Origin of the sequence: Xanthobacter aminoxidans, assembly GCF_043193615.1 — a bacterium.
GTDB classification, from domain to species: Bacteria; Pseudomonadota; Alphaproteobacteria; order Rhizobiales; family Xanthobacteraceae; genus Xanthobacter; species Xanthobacter aminoxidans.
Genome location: NZ_JBAFUS010000004.1, coordinates 18,298 through 35,474 on the forward strand (window position 1 = coordinate 18,298; position 17,177 = coordinate 35,474).

At 69.0% G+C, this 17,177-nt stretch carries 16 protein-coding genes; 8 read left to right on the forward strand and 8 right to left on the reverse strand.

Annotation, left to right across the window (positions count from 1 at the left end):
• Nucleotides 1–46 precede the first annotated feature (46 nt).
• The 3 genes from V5F74_RS18845 to V5F74_RS18855 are packed head-to-tail and all read left to right on the forward strand — an operon-like array spanning nucleotide 47 to nucleotide 1,377.
• Nucleotides 47–778, forward strand: coding sequence for a class I SAM-dependent methyltransferase (locus V5F74_RS18845; protein ID WP_250167718.1), 732 nt, complete (start codon nucleotides 47–49; stop codon nucleotides 776–778).
• A 57-nt stretch (nucleotides 779–835) separates the two neighbouring features.
• Complete coding sequence (locus V5F74_RS18850; RefSeq protein ID WP_394009674.1) at nucleotides 836–1,057, forward strand: antitoxin MazE family protein; 222 nt, start codon at nucleotides 836–838, stop codon at nucleotides 1,055–1,057.
• The gene (locus V5F74_RS18855; protein ID WP_374254559.1) at nucleotides 1,054–1,377 is read left to right on the forward strand and encodes a type II toxin-antitoxin system PemK/MazF family toxin; all 324 of its coding nucleotides are present in this window, start codon (nucleotides 1,054–1,056) and stop codon (nucleotides 1,375–1,377) included. Before V5F74_RS18850 ends, V5F74_RS18855 begins: the two co-directional genes overlap by 4 nt.
• 5 nt (nucleotides 1,378–1,382) lie before the next feature.
• On the opposite strand, the gene metW is transcribed toward V5F74_RS18855, so the two are convergent.
• The 5 genes from metW to V5F74_RS18880 form a co-directional block, all read right to left on the reverse strand.
• The gene (gene metW / locus V5F74_RS18860; RefSeq protein ID WP_029556403.1) at nucleotides 1,383–2,036 is read right to left on the reverse strand and encodes a methionine biosynthesis protein MetW; all 654 of its coding nucleotides are present in this window, start codon (nucleotides 2,034–2,036) and stop codon (nucleotides 1,383–1,385) included.
• Nucleotides 2,037–2,038: 2 nt separating this feature from the next.
• Complete coding sequence (gene metX, locus V5F74_RS18865) at nucleotides 2,039–3,244, reverse strand: homoserine O-acetyltransferase MetX (RefSeq protein ID WP_029556404.1); 1,206 nt, start codon at nucleotides 3,242–3,244, stop codon at nucleotides 2,039–2,041.
• Nucleotides 3,245–3,325: 81 nt separating this feature from the next.
• A complete protein-coding gene (locus V5F74_RS18870; protein ID WP_029556405.1) occupies nucleotides 3,326–3,880 on the reverse strand; it encodes a sigma-70 family RNA polymerase sigma factor in 555 nt (184 codons plus the stop codon).
• Between the two features lie 245 nt (nucleotides 3,881–4,125).
• On the reverse strand, nucleotides 4,126–4,416 hold the full coding sequence (locus V5F74_RS18875) for a con-10 family general stress protein (protein ID WP_038192852.1): 291 nt from the start codon (nucleotides 4,414–4,416) through the stop codon (nucleotides 4,126–4,128).
• Between the two features lie 197 nt (nucleotides 4,417–4,613).
• Entirely contained in the window at nucleotides 4,614–6,440 is a 1,827-nt protein-coding gene (locus V5F74_RS18880) for a sensor histidine kinase (RefSeq protein WP_394009675.1), read from the reverse strand.
• Between the two features lie 494 nt (nucleotides 6,441–6,934).
• On the opposite strand from V5F74_RS18880, the gene V5F74_RS18885 reads away from it, so the two are divergent.
• Together V5F74_RS18885 and V5F74_RS18890 are read left to right on the forward strand one after the other, a co-directional pair.
• Nucleotides 6,935–7,720, forward strand: coding sequence for a response regulator (locus V5F74_RS18885; RefSeq protein WP_394009676.1), 786 nt, complete (start codon nucleotides 6,935–6,937; stop codon nucleotides 7,718–7,720).
• Nucleotides 7,721–7,919: 199 nt separating this feature from the next.
• Nucleotides 7,920–8,231: a DUF883 family protein gene (locus tag V5F74_RS18890; RefSeq protein ID WP_250167722.1), complete on the forward strand. Its 312-nt coding sequence runs from the start codon at nucleotides 7,920–7,922 to the stop codon at nucleotides 8,229–8,231.
• A gap of 84 nt (nucleotides 8,232–8,315) precedes the next feature.
• Here the strand turns inward: V5F74_RS18890 and V5F74_RS18895 are convergent, their stop codons facing one another.
• Nucleotides 8,316–11,192: a response regulator gene (locus V5F74_RS18895; RefSeq protein WP_394009677.1), complete on the reverse strand. Its 2,877-nt coding sequence runs from the start codon at nucleotides 11,190–11,192 to the stop codon at nucleotides 8,316–8,318.
• Nucleotides 11,193–11,398: 206 nt separating this feature from the next.
• Nucleotides 11,399–11,890, reverse strand: coding sequence for a PRC-barrel domain-containing protein (locus V5F74_RS18900; RefSeq protein WP_250167724.1), 492 nt, complete (start codon nucleotides 11,888–11,890; stop codon nucleotides 11,399–11,401).
• A gap of 372 nt (nucleotides 11,891–12,262) precedes the next feature.
• Here V5F74_RS18900 and V5F74_RS18905 point away from each other — a divergent pair, with 372 nt between their 5' ends.
• Nucleotides 12,263–13,480 carry an acyl-CoA dehydrogenase family protein gene (locus V5F74_RS18905; RefSeq protein ID WP_394009678.1) on the forward strand — a complete coding sequence of 406 codons (1,218 nt, stop codon included), beginning with the start codon at nucleotides 12,263–12,265 and terminating at the stop codon, nucleotides 13,478–13,480.
• Complete coding sequence (locus V5F74_RS18910) at nucleotides 13,477–14,493, forward strand: phosphotransferase family protein (protein ID WP_029556413.1); 1,017 nt, start codon at nucleotides 13,477–13,479, stop codon at nucleotides 14,491–14,493. Before V5F74_RS18905 ends, V5F74_RS18910 begins: the two co-directional genes overlap by 4 nt.
• Nucleotides 14,494–14,497: 4 nt before the next feature.
• Here the strand turns inward: V5F74_RS18910 and V5F74_RS18915 are convergent, their stop codons facing one another.
• Complete coding sequence (locus V5F74_RS18915) at nucleotides 14,498–15,199, reverse strand: TetR/AcrR family transcriptional regulator (protein ID WP_250167727.1); 702 nt, start codon at nucleotides 15,197–15,199, stop codon at nucleotides 14,498–14,500.
• A 160-nt stretch (nucleotides 15,200–15,359) separates the two neighbouring features.
• Here V5F74_RS18915 and V5F74_RS18920 point away from each other — a divergent pair, with 160 nt between their 5' ends.
• Entirely contained in the window at nucleotides 15,360–17,156 is a 1,797-nt protein-coding gene (locus V5F74_RS18920) for a glucan ABC transporter ATP-binding protein/ permease (RefSeq protein ID WP_029556415.1), read from the forward strand.
• Nucleotides 17,157–17,177: the final 21 nt, after the last annotated feature.

Below are 17,177 nucleotides of genomic sequence, written 5' to 3' on the forward strand. Positions count from 1 at the left end.
GCGAGCGGAAGTGTGGCCGGCCGGCCGCTGTCCACAGCGAGGGTGCATGTTTCTCGACGTCGTCGACCTGCGCAATTTCTACGCCCAGCCCGTGGGAATCATGACGCGTCGCCTGCTCGGCCGCGCCATCCGCGCCCGCTTCGACAATGTGACGGGTATGCGCGTGCTCGGGCTCGGCTACCCCACGCCCTATCTCGGCGTGTTCCGCGAGGAGGCCGAGCGCTGCCTCGCCGTGATGCCGGCGGCGCAGGGCGTGGTGCGTTGGCCCTCTGCCGCGCCGACGCTGGCCACCCTCGCCGACGAGACGCTGCTGCCGTTCCCCACCTCCAGCATGGACCGGGTGGTGATCGTCCACGCGCTGGAGATGACGCCCAACGCCGCCGAGATGCTGCGCGAGGTCTGGCGCGTGCTGGCGCCGGGCGGGCGGCTTCTGGCGGTGGTGCCCAACCGGCGGGGCGTGTGGGCGCGGCTCGATACCACGCCCTTCGGCAACGGCCGCCCCTTCTCGCGCGGGCAGGTGGTGAGCCTGCTGCGCGAGGCGCTGTTCACCCCCGTGGGCTGGGACGAGGCGCTCTATGCGCCGCCTAGCCGCTGGTTCCTCAATACGGCGGTGGCATGGGAACGGGTCGGCGCGCGCCTGTCGCTGCCCTTCTCCGGCGTGCTGGTGGTGGAAGCCACCAAGCAGCTCTACCGCCCCGTCGCCGTCCGCCGCCCCAGCCGCATCGCCGAACCGGCGCTGGAGCCGGTTCTGGTGCCGGGGGGGGTTCCGGCGGGGTGAGCGCATTGCGGGGCCGGCGGAGGCGGGCCATATTTGCTGCCGTAAGGAGTGACGCTCATGGCCCGCATCAACCGCGCCGAACCCCGGACGGCCCCCGCGACGAGTGTCGCGGCCCGCCGCAAGGGATTGCGCCCGCTGCGGCTCTGGGTGCCCGACACCTCTCAGCCCGGCTTCGCCGAGGAATGCCGCCGACAGTCGGCCCTGGTCGCCGGAGATCCCACCGAGCGGGATGTTCTGAATGAGATCGAGGCTGTGGCCGATCACTCGGGCTGGCAGTGAGGCGAGGGGACATCGTCCTCATTGCCTTGCCGGGCGCCTACGGCAAGCCGCGCCCCGCTCTCATCATCCAATCGGACCTGTTTGAAGGTCATCCCTCGGTGACGGTCCTGCCCATCACCAGCGAACGACGCGAAGCTCCGCTGTTCCGGATCGGGCTTGAGCCGACAAGCGGAAACGGCCTGCGACTCGCGTCCCAGATCATGGTGGACAAGGCGCACACGGTGCCGAGTGACAAGATCGGCGCCACCATCGGCCGGGCGACCGACGCGGACATGCTGCGCGTGACCCGGGCGCTGGCCCTGTTCCTCGGCTTTGCCTGAAGGCCCTACCGCTCCCGCGTCAGCAGGAACACCGCCTGCTCGCCCAGCAGATTCCACACCCACCACGGCATGTTCACGCGCACCCGGTGGCCGGATGAGTCCAGCGCCACGGCCTTCTCGATGCGGGCGTCCAGCACCTCCACCAGGGCCACGAAGTCGCGGATGGTGCAGAAGTGGATGTTGGGGGTCTCGTACCAGGCGATGGGCATGTTGTCCGTCACCGGCATCCGGCCGTTGATCATGAGATCGAGCCGCGAGCGCCAGTGGCCGAAATTGGGGAAGGACACCACCGCCCGGCGGCCGATGCGCAGCATCTGCTCCAGCACCCAGCGCGGCCGGCGGGTAGCCTGCAACGTCTGGGAGAGGATGACGTAATCGAAGGCGTCGTCGGGATAATGGGCGAGGTCCACGTCCGCGTCGCCCTGGATGATGGCGAGGCCGCGCGCCACCCCGGCGTTCACGCCCTCGCGGGACAGCTCGATGCCGCGCGCGTCGCAATTGCGCGTCGTGGCGAGCAGTTCGAGCAGCGCCCCATCGCCGGAGCCGACATCGAGCACGCGGGAGCCGGGGGCGACCATTTCGGCCACCACCACGAGGTCGACGCGCCCGCCCTGGTCGCGGACGGCACTTTCATCCAGCACCGGCTGGCGCACCGCGATGCTCACGCGCTCCTCCCGGTCGGCAGGCCCAAAGCGCGGGCCGCGCTGTCGAGGAAGCCGCGGGCGATGGCGAACAATTGCGGCTCTTCCAGAAGGAAGGCGTCGTGGCCCTTGTCGCTCTCGATCTCGGTGAAGGAGACGCTGGCGCCGGAGGCGTTCAGCGCATGGACGATGGCGCGGGAATCCTCGGTGGGAAACAGCCAGTCCGAGGTGAAGGAGGCGACGCAGAAGCGTGTCTTCGAGCCCCGGAAGGCATTGGCCAGCACGCCGCCATAGTCGGCCGCGAGGTCGAAATAGTCCATGGCCCGCGTCACATAGAGATAGGAATTGGGATCGAACCGTTGCACGAACGATTCGCCCTGGTGGCGCAGATAGCTCTCCACCTGGAAATCGGCGTCGAAGCCGAAGGTGGGCATCTCGCGGTTCTGCAGCCGGCGGCCGAACTTGTTGTGCAGCGACTGGTCGGACATGTAGGTGATGTGCGCCGCCATGCGCGCCACCGCGAGCCCGCGATGAGGCGTCACCCCTTCCGCCAGATAGCGCCCGCCGCGCCAGTCGGGATCGGCCATCACCGCCTGCCGGCCGACCTCGTGGAAGGCGATGTTCTGCGCCGAGTGCCGCGCGCCGGTGGCGATGGGCATGGCCGAGAACACCCGCTCCGGATAGCTCGCCGCCCATTGCAGCACCTGCATGCCGCCCATGGAGCCGCCGGCGACGCACAGGAGCTTCTCGATGCCGAGATGGTCGAGCAGCATGGCCTGCGCGTTCACCATGTCGCGGATGGTGACGAGGGGCATGTCGAGGCCGTAGGGCCGGCCGGTCTCGGGATTGGTGGAGGCGGGGCCGGTGGTGCCCATGCAGCCGCCGAGCACGTTGGCGCAGATGACGAAGAAGCGCTCGGTGTCGATCGGCCGCCCCGGCCCCACCATCGTCTCCCACCAGCCCGGCTTGCCGGTGACGGGATTGAGGCTCGCGGCGTGCTGGTCGCCGGTCAAGGCGTGGCACACCAGCACCGCGTTGGTGCCGGCGGCGTTGGGCTCGCCGTAGGTCTGGTAGCCGATCTGCAGGTGGTTCAGCTCGACGCCCGCATCGAGCCTGAGCGGGGCACCGGTGCCGAAGCGCACCACGGGGGAATGGGGCTCGTCCGCCTCGCGCCGCGCCTCGGCGGCTGTGTTCGAGGCGACGTCCTTCCGGACGAAAGATGTCATGGGCGAACCAAGCGACGGCCCGGCGCCCGTGTCAAGCACCGACGCTCCGGCACAGAGACCGGCTGGCCCGCGCGCCCGGCCTCAGGATGCGGAGAGCGAGCTTCGCGCGGCGGACATGGCGACCGCGTCGCCTTCCACCACGTCGGCGGTGGCTTCGGCGCCCATCAGCACGAGGAGCTTGGCGCGGGCGCGGTTGACGCGGCTCTTGATGGTGCCGAGCGCGCAGCCGCAGACCTCCGCCGCCTCTTCATAGGAGAGGCCCGCCGCGCCCACCAGCACCAGCGCCTCGCGCTGGTCGTCGGGCAGAAGGGCGAGAGCTTCCTTCAGCGAGGTGAGGGTGGACGACCATTCCTGGCTCGGGCCGATATTGGTGTCCTGCTGGGCGAGCGCGGCCATGCCGTCATTCTCGCGCCGACGCTTGCGGATCTCGGTGTAATAGGTGTTGCGCAGGATGGTGAACAGCCACGCGCGGAGGTTGGTGCCGGGGTCGAACTTGTCCATGTTGGAGAGCGCCTTCAGCAGCGTCTCCTGGACCAGGTCGTCGGCTTCCGTGCGGTTGCGCGTCAGCGACCGCGCAAAGGCGCGCACCGCTGGAAGGAACTCCAGCACCTGCGTGCGCAGGGCGGCGGCGTCCATCTCTTGGCGGGTCCTTTCGCTCGGCGCGGGCAGATCCATCGGGCAGCCTATTCTTTCCGGCAATCGTGACTTTTGTGGCGGCGGTGTCCGCCCGGTTCCCGCCAAGGCGGGGCGGCGGCTGGACGTCCCTTGGCGGAGACGACTTCAAGCGTGACCTGAGCCTAACGCTGCTGCTGCGCTTCCGGTTCCGCCCGCCATGCGGCCGCGGAGGGCGGGCCCCGGCCGCCCCCTCGAGAGCGGCGCGATCAGGCGCCGCCGTTGCCCGTTCCCGTGCCGGTCGTCTGGCTGCTCTTCTGGCCGCCCTTCTGTCCCGCCTGCGAGGCGAGGGTGCGGTCGCGCGAGAAGCTGCGCTGGTCGTCAGCGACGCTCTGTCCGCCCTTGCGGCCCGCCTCGGCGGCGAGCGTGCGATTCTGGAAGAAGCTGCGCTTCTCGGCCGGGACGCTCTCGCCGCCCTTGCGCGCGATGGCCCGCTGCTTTTCCGCGTCCATCGCCGCAAAGCCGCGCTGGGAGGTGCCCTTGGTTCGCGCCTTGTCCATTTGCCCTGTTCCTCCGACTGCGATCGGCCGCTCGTCGCGGCACCCGGCCGGTCGATCCGGCGCTGTGTACCGGAGCGAAAACGGCCCGCACTGAAGCCAATAGGCCGCCCTCCGGCCGGTGGGGTGGCCAGGACGGTCTAAGCAGTAACGAAGCAGGCAGGGCTGTGGTTCCGACGAAAACACGCTTTCGTCGGGTGTCACGCTCCGTTAGGGCGAGACCGCGCAGCGGTATCCGGAGAAGCGATTGCGGGACAAGGGAAATCCCCGACGATCACCAGCGCGTCTCCGGACCGGTTGCGGGTCAGGGTTCCTCCGAGTTGGGCCGCAAAGCCCCCGGCGAGCCCGGAGGGCTCCTCCGGCGCATCGGCGGCGCCGGAAAGGACGAGGCGCAGACGCTCATCGTCCACCGTGCCGCGGATGAGCATGCCGAGGGAGGTACTGCCGGGCCGGAGCGTCAGTCCGAGCACCAGTTCCACCACCATGAGGGCGAGGGGGACCGCCATGTCGGTGGGCAGCCGCGTCTCCTCTGCCTCGACGACCAGACGCAGATTCTTGTCGGAGGAGCCCTCGATCAGCGAGGCGAGTTCCCCCAGCAACTCGCGCAGGCGCACCTGCGAGCCGTCGCTCGCCTCGTAGAGGATGCGGTGGACGAGGGCGAGGGTGTTCACGCGGGTGCGCAGCTGGTCGAACCGCTTGCGGTCCTCGCCCTTGCCCATCCCGCCGCCATAGAGCGACAGCAGGCTGACCACCACCTGAAGGCTGTTCTTGATGCGGTGATGGATCTCGCGCACCAGCGCGGTCTTCTCGGCGAGGTTTTCCCGCAGGCGCGCGTCGCGCTGGCGCACGGCATAGGCCATGTTCTCCACCGAGTGGCCGAGCATGCGGAATTCGCTCGGCGCGGCATCGAGCCGGGTCGGGCGGAAGCCGTAATGGCCCTGGGCATACACCGCCGTCACCCGCCGCAGATAGAGCAGCCAGCGCAGCACGATGCGGTCCACCGCCACCCACAGGGCGATGAGCGAGGCGACCATCACCAGCGCCGGTAGGGCGAAGCTCGCGGCGACCGTCACCAGGGTCCAGCCGAACAGCCGGTCGGACGGGGAGGCATAGGCCACCACCAGCCCCTCGCGGCCGAGGGGCGTGGTGGCATAGGTCCAGCGTCGGCCGGAGGCGTCGGTGCTCTCCCTGAGCGCATTGTCGGGTGCGGCGAAGGGAGCAGCCTGGAACAGCGCGCCGCTGAGACTGCGGGAATTGGAGACCAGCTCCTCGCCCGAAGCCGAGAACACCGCCACCACGCCCTCGGACGGCGGCACCTGCTGGCGCAGCAGATTGTCGAGCCAGCCGATCTCGATGCCCAAGGCCATGCCGCCTTCGAGCCGGCCGGCGGCATCGCGCAGCGGCAGAAGGCCCACCAGCACGTCCCGGTCGGTGGCGGTGCTGCGCACCCGGCCCGAGAGGCTGAAGCCCGGCTGCCGGATCGCCGAAAGCCACCAGCCGTCATCGGTCATGTCGGTGTCGGACGTGGGCAAGGCGGAGCAAGTGAGCTGCCCGGCGGCATTGACCACGCCGATATTGGCGGCGAAGGGCAGGGAGACGGTCGCCCCCCGCAGGGTCGCGCGGCAGGTCGGGCCCGCGGTGCGCACCTCCTCCACGTTCTGGAGCGCGTAGAGCACGTTTTCCGCCGAGGCGATCACATTCTGCTGGGAGGCGGCGGCGGCCAGCGCATGGCGCAGCAGGTTCTGCCGGGCATCCTCCTCGGCGGCGGAAAGCTGCATCACGCCTTGCACGATGTTGAGGGTGGCGATGGGGGCCAGCGCCAGCAGCACCATGAGGATCAGGCGGCGACGGACGCTGTCGAACAGGGTGCGCGGCTGGGTGGTGGACGGCGGAAAGAGGGAGGTGCGTTCCCGCTGGCCCGGCGTGGGCCCGCCACGGGACAGGTCGTCACGCGGGCTTTCGCGCCAACGCTCTTCACGGGAACCTTCTTCGCGGGACTTGGCGGCCTGCGCCCGTTCCAGATCCATCGTCGCTCCGCCAAACAACTCCACACAGGCGCCTGTCGCCGGTCCGCCGCTGGCAGACCGCCCCGCGAGACCTCACCCATACCGCGCCGAGGCGCGCCATGCTCTGGCGACGATGCCCGTCCCATCCTCCTGGAAGAACGCTCCCGGTGAGGAACGTTCCCGAGGGTCATGCAATGAATACGCGTGGCCTCGTCTCTTGGCCTTTTCTTTTGGCCGCGTGTCTGGCCTCGTATCCTGGCCCCCGTGTCGGTGCGGCCGCCTGCCTTTCCGTTCCGGTCCGCGCGCAGGATGCCCGCAGACAAGTTTCGACCGTGCCGCTCCCGCTGGGCTCGGGTGCCACTATAATGCGTTTTGCGCCGGCCCGGTTCCACCCGCATGGAACTTGTCGTGCACGCAAGCGTTACCGGGCTTTGGCTTCAACTTGGCCAATCACAAACGTGGCTCAGGGCGGCCATCACTCCTTTGGCACGTTCAGCTTGGCAGGGAACTTTCGCATGGCTTCCAATCCGCTTATCAAGCAGCTCCCGTTCCTGCGCCGCTACACGCGCGCCCTGATGGGATCGCAGGCGGCCGGCGATCTTCTGGTGCAGAACACGCTGCAGGCGATTCTCGACGGCAAGGTCGCGATCGATCCCGCGGTCTCGCCGCGGGTCGCGCTCTACAAGGCGTTCCACGAGACCTGGAACCGCCAGTCTTCCGGCGGGCAGGTGCCCTCGCGCGCCGATGCCCGGCTCCAGGCCATGGACCCCTCCTCGCGGGTGGCGCTGCTGCTCACCGCCATGGAGGGCTTCTCCTTCGCCGAGGCCTCGACCATTCTCGGCACCACCCTCTCCGACGTGGAGGCGCAGGTGGTGGCGGCGCAGCGCGAGATCGACCGCCAGCTCGCCACCCGCGTCCTCATCATCGAGGACGAATGGGTGATCGCCCTCGACCTCAAGACCCTCGTCACCGAACTGGGACATGAGGTGATCGGCGTCGCCCCCACCCATTCCAAGGCGGTGGAGCTGGCGCAGGGCGGCAATTTCGGCCTGGTGCTGGCCGACATCCAGCTCGCCGACGGCTCCTCCGGCATCGAGGCGGTGACGGAGATCCTCGAGAGCTTCAACGTGCCGGTGATCTTCATCACCGCCTTCCCCGACCGCCTCCTCACCGGCGAGCGGCCGGAGCCCACCTATCTCATCACCAAGCCGTTCCTCACCGAGACGGTGAAGGCGACGGTGGCGCAGGCCCTGTTCTTCCACGAGGCCCGCGCCGAGCCCGAAGCCGCGCGCAGCGCCTGAACGAGGAGGTTCGCGCGCAGCGCCTGAAGAACGGTTCGCGCGCGCCTCACGGACAGCCTCCCCGCGGAAATCGCGAGGACTACGAACTTTCCCGGGCACGCAATTGCCGTGTCGGTCGTTACACTCCCGAGCGGATATGGAGCGAGCCCCGAACGGCGGATGCTCCCACCGCGCGTGACAAACCCTGCCGGAGACAACCATGGTCGACAAGCCGCAGATCGTGACCGCCCAAGCCGCCTCCGCCGCCGAGGCCAACCTCAACGACGTCAAGTCGGACCTCGACCAGCTCAGGGCCGATTTCACCAAACTGCTGGAAACCCTCGGCAAGACCGCCAAGCACTCGGTGAAGGGCGCCAAGGGCGAGGCCGAGAGCGCCGCCGGCGAGGTGGGCGACTGGGCCGAGGAACAGGTCCTCACCCTGCGCGAGAGCATCCGCGAGCAGCCCATCACCGCCTGCGCCATCGCCGCGGGCGTCGGCGTCATCCTCGGCCAGATCCTGCTGCGCCGCTGATCCGCGCCGCCTTGGCCGGTTCTGGGACCGGCCGTCGCACCATTCCTGAAGCCGCCGGGCGGGCCATCCCCCGGCGGCTTTTGCTTATCCCTCCCCCTTCGGCCGGAAGCCGAGCCGCTCCAGCGCCGCCACCAGCGTGGCGCCGTCATAGGGCTTGGAGATGACCCCCACGTCGCTGCGCCCGACGAAGAGATCGGAGATGTCCTGCGCGGCATAGCCGGTGGCGACGATGATGGGCAGGTCGGGCGCGATCTCGCCGAGCCGTCGCACCACCTCGTCGCCGCGCATGTCGGGCAGGCCGATGTCCACGATGGCGAGCGCCAGCGCGTCGCGGCCGATGTCCGCCTTGACGGCGCGGGCGTGCGCGAGCGCCGCCTCGCCGTGGGAGGCGATGGTGACCTTGAAGCCCTGATCTTCCAGGACCTGGCTTGCCACCATGGCGACGAAGGGCTCGTCCTCCACCAGGAGGACGGAGCCCCTGAGGGCGGGTTCGTCCAGCATTCCGTTCACTTTGGCGACCAGTTCCGACTGGCTGTAGGGCTTGGTCAGGAGCTTCATGCCCGGATCGAGCCGCCCCTGATGCACCACAGCGTTGCGGGCATAGGCGGTGGTGAACAGCACCGGGGTTCGCGGCATCCGCCGCTTCACCTCGTCGGCGAGGCCCCGCCCGTCCATCCCGTCGCCGAGGCGCACGTCGGTGAAGAGCAGGTCGGGGCGGGTGCCCCGTGACAGGGCGTCGAGGGCGGCGGAAGCATCGGCGGCCTCGATCACCGTGTGGCCGGCGTCCCGCAGCGTTGCGGCGCCCATGGTGCGGAGCTGGTCGTCGTCCTCCACCATGAGCACCACGGCCGGCGCGGCGCGGGCCTCGCCTTCGGTCCGCACCGGGGCGGGCTCGGGCAATGCGGGCGCCTCCTCCAGCCGCGGCAGATATAGCTTCACCGTGGTGCCGTCGCCTCGCTCGGAATAGATCATCACGTGCCCGCCGGACTGCTTCACGAAGCCGTAGACCTGGCTGAGGCCGAGCCCGGTGCCGTCCTTCGGCCCCTTGGTGGTGAAGAAGGGCTCGAAGGCGCGAGCCCGCACGTCCTCCGCCATGCCCATGCCGGTGTCGCTGACGAAGATCGCCACATACTGGCCGGGCGTCAGGTCCTCGTGCTCGGCGCAATAGGCCTCGTCCAGATAGGCGTTGGCGGTCTCGATGGTGAGCTTGCCGCCGTCCATCATGGCGTCGCGCGCGTTCACCGCGAGGTTGAGGATGGCATTCTCCAACTGGTTGTGGTCGATCTCCGTGCGCCACAGCCCGCCGGCGAGCACCGTCTCCAGCATCACCCGTTCGCCGAGCGCGCTGCGCAGCATGTGGGACATGCCTGTGACGAGGCGGTTGGCGTCGGTGGGGCGGGGATCGAGGGGCTGGCGGCGGGAGAAAGCGAGCAGGCGCTGGGTGAGAATGGCCGCCCGCAACGCGCCCTGCCGGCCGTAGTCGAGGAAGCGGCGGATCTCCTCGGTCTTGATCTCCTGCGTGCGGGTATCCTTGGGGTCCGCCGGCACCCGGCGCTCGGCGGCCTCGATGTTGCCGATGATGATGGTGAGCAGATTGTTGAAATCGTGCGCGATGCCGCCGGTGAGCTGGCCCACCGCCTCCATCTTCTGCGCCTGCCGGAGCTGGGATTCAGCGCGCAGGCGCTCTTCCATCTCCTGCTTGAGCAGGGTGTTGGCCGCGGCGAGCTGGGTGGTGCGGGCGGCGGCGAGGCGTTCCAGGTCCTCGTTGGTGCGCGACAGCGCCTCGCGGGCGGCGACGATCTCGGAGATGTCGGTGCAGCTGCCGTACCAGCGGTCCACCCGGCCGTCCTCGTCGCGCACCGGAACGGCGCGGCAGAGGAACCAGCGATAGCTGCCGTCCTTGGCGCGGAACCGACATTCGCGCGAGAAGGGCTTGCCGCTGGCAAGGCTCCCCTTCCATGCCTCCATCACGCAGCTCTTCTCCTCCGGATGGAGGAAGGCGTGCCATTCCACCACCTCGCCGGGCGGTGCCTCGACGCCGGTATATTCGGCCCAGCGGTGGTTGTAATAGTCGCCGCTCCCGGCGGGGGACGAGGTCCACACCATCTTCGGCAGCGCCTCGGCGAGCAGGCGATAGCGCTGCTCGCTGGCGGCGATGGCCTTCTCCGCCCGTTTGCGCTCGGTGATCTCCACCACGATCATGCCGACGAGGCTGATGGCCTGCCCTGAGGTGCGCACCGGAAAATAGCTGACGAGGAAGTGGCGCCAGACGCCCGGCGCGGCCGGCGTCGCGCCTTCCAGCTCCACGTCGGCGATGACCTCGCCGGTGGCGAGCACACGTTCGAGGGATGGCGTCACCGCACCGGCGAGCTGGGGCAGCATGTCGGCAAGGGAGCGGCCGGCGTGCTCGCGGGCCGGGATGCCGTCGATGCGGGCCAGCATCTCGTTGACGCGGATGAAGCGTTGCTGGGCATCGAAGAAGGCGAAGCCCACGGGGGCATGATGCAGCAGCGCTTCCAGCGTCGCCACCACGGCGGTCTGCTCGGTCGCCGCCGACAGCAGTGCGGCATGGGCCGATTCGAGGCGGCGCAGGGTGGTGCGCACGAGGGCCGCGATGCCCCATACGGCAATGGCATTGATGACGAAGGAGAGGAGCGAGGCCAGCGGCGGACTGGCGATGCCGCTGCTTCCGCTTTCCGGCACCAGCGCGGCGTTGACGCCGGCGAGCAAAGCGATGGCCGCAAGGCCGATCTCCGCGCCGCACACCAGCGACACAACGATGATCGCAGGCAGCTGGAACAGGTAGGGCGGGAAATCCAGCACCCAGAGGATGAGGCCGAGCCTGAGCGCCAGCGCCGCCACGATGACGGTGCAGGCAAAGGCGAGGCGCCACCACAGGGGCCGCTGCTCCGCGATGATTCTCAGGAAGAGGCCGGCGGGGCCTCGACTGGACAGGTCCATCCCTGCTCCCTGTGGCGATCGGGCCGCCACATTGCCCCCGCATGTGCCGCGGGATCAACCGCCGCTGGCCCTGTTCATTTCTGCCCGACCGGGCCGAGCGGACGCGGCGAAGCCGGCCCTGGCCAGAAACCAGGGCCGGCAAGCCTGTCTTCCCAAGGGCTTCCGGGGTGCGGACCCAAGATCCGCGCCCCGGCTTCCCGCGTGGATCAGCGGGTGGCCGGCGGGGTGGCCGGACGGTTGGTGTTCACGCTGCCGGTGCTGGCGGGGGCCTTGTCCGCCTCGGTGAAGGTCGGCGCGTTCTTCAGCTCGTCCTTGGTCTTGCGCAGCACCAGACGGTCCTTGCCGTCGACGCGGGTCACCTCGACCGACTGGAACGGCACCGCCACGTCCTTCTCGCCGATGCCGAGGAAGCCGCCGACGCCGATCACCACGGCCGCGACATTGCCCGAGCGGTCGATGAGCAGATCGTTGATGTCACCGAGATTCTCGTCGGCCGGGCCGCGCACGGCAGAGCCGATGAGGTTGGATGCCATGTGCTGGTCGGCCATCTGGCGGGTGACGAAGGTGGGCGCCATGCCGGTGGCCGCGGTCGCGCTGGTGGTGGCGCCCATGGTGCCGGTGGGCGCCGCCGTCTGCGCCATGGCGGTGGTGGAAAGAAGAACGGCCGCGGTCGCAGCGTAGATCGGCATCATCTTCATGGTATCCTCCTCGTGAGAACGTGTTCTGGCCCCATGGCCCTGTTCAAGGTGCACCGAAGCACTTGCCTTGCACGCATCCGCGCAAGGCCTTGCTCATCGTGTGCATGAAATGAAGCGCCGGCTCGACTGGCCTGCGCGCAAAGACAAGTTGAAGTCTTCCGGTAGAAGTCTTGTCTCTGCTGGCCTATCAACTCGAACCGTGCCACCCGGTTCCCTCGCGTTCGATGCGGCTGACGAGGTTCTCTGCGGCCACGTTCGATGGTCGGCGATACAGTCGTGCCGGAGCCGCCGATGGCCCGTTGCCATCGGCGTGTCGATAAGATAAAAAGCGAGCGCTCGTTCGTTTTTGGCTTTTCCTGGAAGGGCGCACCCATGGATTTCTCGATCTCCCCGGCCCTCGAAGATCTCCGCCGCCGCATCGCCGCGTTCGTCTCGGACGAGATCATCCCGCTGGAAAGCGACCCGGCCGCCTATGACGCCCACGAAAACATCGCGGCGGCGCCGCTGGAGCGCCTGCGCGCCAAGGCGAAGGCGGAGGGGCTGTGGTGCCTCCAGCTGAAGCCGGAGAATGGCGGCCTCGGCGTCGGCCGCATGGGCATGGCGGTCTGCTACACCGAAATGAACCGCTCCATCTTCGGACCCGTGGTGTTCAACTCCGCGGCCCCCGACGACGGCAACATGATGGTGCTGGAACAGGTCGGCACCGCCGACCAGAAGGCCCGCTGGCTCGCCCCCATCGCCCGTGGCGAAGTGCGCTCCGCCTTCGTCATGACCGAGCCCCATCCCGGCGGCGGCTCCGACCCCTCCATGATGCTCACCCGCGCCGAGAAGCAGCCGGACGGCTCCTATCGCATCTATGGCCGCAAGTGGTTCATCACCGGCGCGGAGGAGGCGGCGCACTTCATCATCATCGCCCGCACCTCGGACGATGCGCGCAAGGGCCTGACCGCCTTCGCCTTCCACCGCGACGCGCCGGGCTGGCGCATCGTCCGTCGCATCCCCATCATGGGGCCGGAGGAACATGGCGGCCATTGCGAGCTGGAGTTCGACGGCCTCACCATCCCGCCCGAGGATGTGCTCATGAAGGAAGGCGACGGCCTGAAGGTGACGCAGATCCGCCTCGGCCCGGCGCGGCTCACCCACTGCATGCGGTGGCTCGGCCTCGCCATGCGCTCGGTGTCCATCGCCCGCGACTATGCGGCGGTGCGCGAGGGCTTCGGCATTCGTCTGGCGGATCGTGAGAGCGTGCAGATCATGCTGGGGCGCATCGCCATGGAGATCGAGATCGGCCGCCTCCTCGTCATGAAGGCCGCCTTCGAGCTGGACCGCGGCGGATTCGCGCGCAAGGAAATCTCCATGGCCAAGATCAAGGCCGCCAATACCCTGCACCTCGCCGCCGACACTGCCATCCAGATCAACGGCGCGCGCGGCTATTCCAAGGATACGGTGCTGGAGTGGATCTACCGCTACGCCCGTCAAGCCCGCATCGTGGACGGGGCCGATGCGGTGCACGAGATGGTGCTCAACCGCTTGCTGGACAAGGAAGGCGACGACTTCTGGAACTGGCCGGTGGCCGGAGGGGCGGCATGAGCGCGCCGGCCTCCTCCCTCGGGTTCGATGCCGCCGCGCTGGACGGCTGGCTGAAGGCCCGCGTGCCGGGCCTCTCCGGCGCGCCGCGCTTCGAGGCCATCTCGGGCGGGCAGTCCAACCCCACCTACTTCGTCACCTATGACAATCGCGCCCTCGTGCTGCGTAAGCAGCCGCCGGGGGAGCTGCTGCCCTCCGCCCATGCGGTGGATCGCGAATATCGCATCATGCATGCGCTGGCCGGGACCGGCGTGCCGGTGCCGCCGGTGCTGGCCCTGTGCGAGGACAAGTCCGTCATCGGCACCCTTTTCTATGTGATGGAGAAGGTGGACGGCCGCGTCTTCCACGACTGCACCTTGCCGGGCGTGTCCCCGCAGGAGCGCCGGGCCATGTACGAGGCCATGGCCACCACGCTGGCGGCCATGCACAACGTGGACCCCGCAGCGGTGGGGCTCGCCGACTTCGGCCGTCCCGGCAATTATTTCAGCCGCCAGATCGCCCGCTGGACCCGCCAGTGGGAGCTTTCGAAGACCCGCGAGGATGCCAATATCGAGCGCCTCGTCGCGTGGCTACCGGAGCATGTGCCGGCGGACGAGACGAGCCGCATCGCCCATGGCGACTACCGCATCGGAAATCTCATGTTCCACCCCACCCGCCCGGAGGTGGTGGCGGTGCTGGACTGGGAATTGTCCACGCTGGGGCATCCCTTGGCGGACCTCGCCCATTGCGCCATGGCCTGGGTGTCGCGGCCGGAGGAATACGGCGGCATCGACGGGCTCGACCTCGATGCCCTCGGCATTCCCGCGCGCGCCGAGTTCGTGGCGGCCTATCAGGCGGCGGCGACCCATGGCGCGCAGCTCACCGACTTCCACATGGCCTTCGCCCTGTTTCGCTGGTCGGTGATCTTCGAGGGCATCGCCGCGCGCGCCAAGGCCGGCAATGCCGCCTCCGAGGGGGCCGGCGACACCGCAGGCCTTGCCGAAGCCTTCGCCGCGCGGGCTGCGGCCTTCACCTGAGCGATCAGGCCAGCGCCTTCCGCACGAAGGCGTTGACCTCGGCCGCATAGGCCGGCGCCTCGATGCCGCGCTCGCGGTATTTGCTGCGCTTCACATACCAGTCCTGCAGCAGCGGCTTGATGAGCGTCGCCGCGAACAGCGGGTCACCGGCGGCGAAGGTGCCGCGGCGCATGCCCTCGGCGATGGCCCCGGCGAGGATGCGCTCGGTGGTCCGCTCGCTCTCCACCGCGCGCTTGCGGGCCTCGGGCGGAAAGGCCTTCGCCTCCATGTAGGCGAAGACAAACCAGGGGTGCATGGCCTCGGTGAGAAGGATGTGGCGCTCGATCAGCCAGGCGAGATGCCGCGTCGGGTCCGCGCGCACCGCCTCCGGCGCGTCCGCGAGCGCGCCTTCGGCCGCTTCTGCCACCTCCTCCAGGATCATCAGGAGCAGCGTGTCCTTGCTGTCGAGGTAGGAATAGAGCCCGCCCATGCTGAGGCCGGATTCCTCCGCCAGCTGGCGCAGCGTCATGGCGTGGAAGCCGTGGCGGTTGGCGAGCGTCAGCGCCGCGCCGAGGATGCGCGCGAGGTTCGCCACAGCCAGATGGGGCTTGCGCACCTTGATGGTCTCGCGATGCCGGGCAAGGATGCGCGCGGCGCTGGCCTCGAGGGAATGATCCGGCGCGTGAGATGTCGCGATCTGCGCGTGCGCCGCCTGTTCCTCGCCCAATCGAGACCCCCGCCAAAGCTGTGTGCAGACTGCGGGCGGGCCGGCGAATGTCAAGCGAGGCCCCACACGGTGACGCTCGGCACCGGCGGAATTGTCCCATCCCCTTGCATCATGGCTCTGCCTTCGCTTTGCTGCCGGAAAGGGACCGGAGCCCGTCCGCATGAGCCTTCTGCGCGTTTATGCCCGCACCATCAGCCTCCTCGGACCGGAGGCCCGGCTGGGGGCGCTGCTGGCCGGCTCGAACCTCGCCCTAGCGGTGTCGCAGTTCGCCGAGCCGATCCTGTTCGGCCGCATCATCGATGCGCTGGCAACCGCCCAGGCCGCCCAGCGCCTGCCGCATACGGACGATCTGGTGCCGCTGCTCGCCGCCTGGGTGTGCTTCGGCCTGTTCAACATCGGCGCCGGGGTGCTGATCTCGCTCCATGCCGACCGGCTCTCCCACCGCCGCCGGCTGGGGGTGCTGACGCAGTATTTCGAGCATGTGCTGCAACTGCCCCTGAGCTTCCACGGGGAAACCCATTCCGGCCGCCTGCTGAAGGTGATGCTGGAGGGCGTCGATGCCCTGTGGGGCCTCTGGCTCTCCTTCTTCCGGGAGGATTGCGCGGCGATTCTCTCCCTCGTCATCCTCGTGCCGGTGGGCATCTACCTCAACTGGCGGCTGGGGCTGGTGCTGATCGTGCTGATGGCGGTGTTCGGCGTCGTCACCGCTTATGTCATCGGCCGCACCGAGGCCATGCAGCGGCAGGTGGAGGAATACAATTCCGACCTCGCCGAGCAGACCTCCGACGCGCTGGGCAACGTGGCGGTCATCCAGAGCTACACCCGCACCGAGGCCGAGGTCTCCGGCCTCCGCGACACGGTGAACCGGGTGCTGGCGGTGCAGATTCCGGTGCTGTCGTGGTGGGCGATGGTGTCCATGGCCACCCGCGCCGCGACCACGCTCACCATTCTCGCCATCCTGCTCATCGGCACCTGGCTCTACATGCAGGGCCTCGCCAACATCGGCGACATCGTCACCTATGTGGCCTTCGCCAACATGCTGATCGGCCGGCTGGACCATACGGTCTCCTTCTTCAACCGGCTGATGATGTCGGCGCCGCAGCTCGCCCAGTTCTTCGAGGTGCTGGACACGGTGGGCGCGGTGCGCGACCGGCCGGGGGCGAAGCCCCTGCCGCCGGTGAAGGGCGACGTGACCTTCGACGACGTGTCCTTCTCCTATGACGGCAAGCGCACCGCGGTGGCGGACGTGTCGTTCCACGCCGAGCCGGGCCAGACCTTCGCCTTCGTCGGCACCACCGGTGCCGGCAAGTCCACCGCGCTCGCCTTGCTGCACCGGGTGTTCGACCCCCAGTCCGGTGCCATCCGCATCGATGGCGAGGACATTCGCGATGTCACACTCTCCTCGCTGCGCCACGCCATCGGCGTGGTGTTCCAGGAACCGCTGCTGTTCAACCGCTCCATCGCCGACAACCTCAAGGTCGGCAAGCCCGACGCCACCGAGGACGAGATGCGGGAGGCGCTGGCCCGCGCCCAGGCGCTGGAGCTGGTGGAGCGCAACCCGCTCGGCCTTCAGGCGGTGGTGGGCGAGCGCGGCCGCGCGCTCTCCGGCGGCGAGCGCCAGCGCCTCTCCATCGCCCGCGCGCTGCTCAAGAACCCGCCCATCCTGATCCTCGACGAGGCGACCAGCGCATTGGACGCCGCAACGGAAGTGAAGGTGCAGGCGGCGCTGGACGAGGTGATGAAAGGCCGCACCACCTTCGTCATCGCCCACCGCCTCGCCACCGTCCGCAATGCCGATCGCATCCTGGTGTTCGAGCACGGGCGGGTGGTGGAGGCGGGCTCCTTCGACGAGCTGGTGCGCCTCGGCGGCCGCTTCGCGGGGCTTGCCCGCGCGCAGTTCATGGCCGGCGCGCAAGAGACGTCGCGGCCGGCGCCCGCGGTGATCGCCGAGACATGAGCGGGGACGGTGGTTTAGGGT

Bases quoted from the DNA above. Each gene is read 5' to 3' on its own strand.
- V5F74_RS18895 (WP_394009677.1), bottom strand. From the start codon at position 11,192: ATGGACCTGTCCAGTCGAGGCCCCGCCGGCCTCTTCCTGAGAATCATC.
- V5F74_RS18875 (WP_038192852.1), bottom strand. From the start codon at position 4,416: ATGGACAAGGCGCGAACCAAGGGCACCTCCCAGCGCGGCTTTGCGGCG.
- V5F74_RS18885 (WP_394009676.1), top strand. From the start codon at position 6,935: ATGGCTTCCAATCCGCTTATCAAGCAGCTCCCGTTCCTGCGCCGCTAC.
- V5F74_RS18920 (WP_029556415.1), top strand. From the start codon at position 15,360: ATGAGCCTTCTGCGCGTTTATGCCCGCACCATCAGCCTCCTCGGACCG.
- V5F74_RS18905 (WP_394009678.1), top strand. From the start codon at position 12,263: ATGGATTTCTCGATCTCCCCGGCCCTCGAAGATCTCCGCCGCCGCATC.
- V5F74_RS18850 (WP_394009674.1), top strand. From the start codon at position 836: ATGGCCCGCATCAACCGCGCCGAACCCCGGACGGCCCCCGCGACGAGT.
- V5F74_RS18870 (WP_029556405.1), bottom strand. From the start codon at position 3,880: ATGGACGCCGCCGCCCTGCGCACGCAGGTGCTGGAGTTCCTTCCAGCG.
- V5F74_RS18845 (WP_250167718.1), top strand. From the start codon at position 47: ATGTTTCTCGACGTCGTCGACCTGCGCAATTTCTACGCCCAGCCCGTG.
- metX (WP_029556404.1), bottom strand. From the start codon at position 3,244: ATGACATCTTTCGTCCGGAAGGACGTCGCCTCGAACACAGCCGCCGAG.
- V5F74_RS18900 (WP_250167724.1), bottom strand. From the start codon at position 11,890: ATGAAGATGATGCCGATCTACGCTGCGACCGCGGCCGTTCTTCTTTCC.
- V5F74_RS18910 (WP_029556413.1), top strand. From the start codon at position 13,477: ATGAGCGCGCCGGCCTCCTCCCTCGGGTTCGATGCCGCCGCGCTGGAC.
- V5F74_RS18880 (WP_394009675.1), bottom strand. From the start codon at position 6,440: ATGGATCTGGAACGGGCGCAGGCCGCCAAGTCCCGCGAAGAAGGTTCC.
- V5F74_RS18890 (WP_250167722.1), top strand. From the start codon at position 7,920: ATGGTCGACAAGCCGCAGATCGTGACCGCCCAAGCCGCCTCCGCCGCC.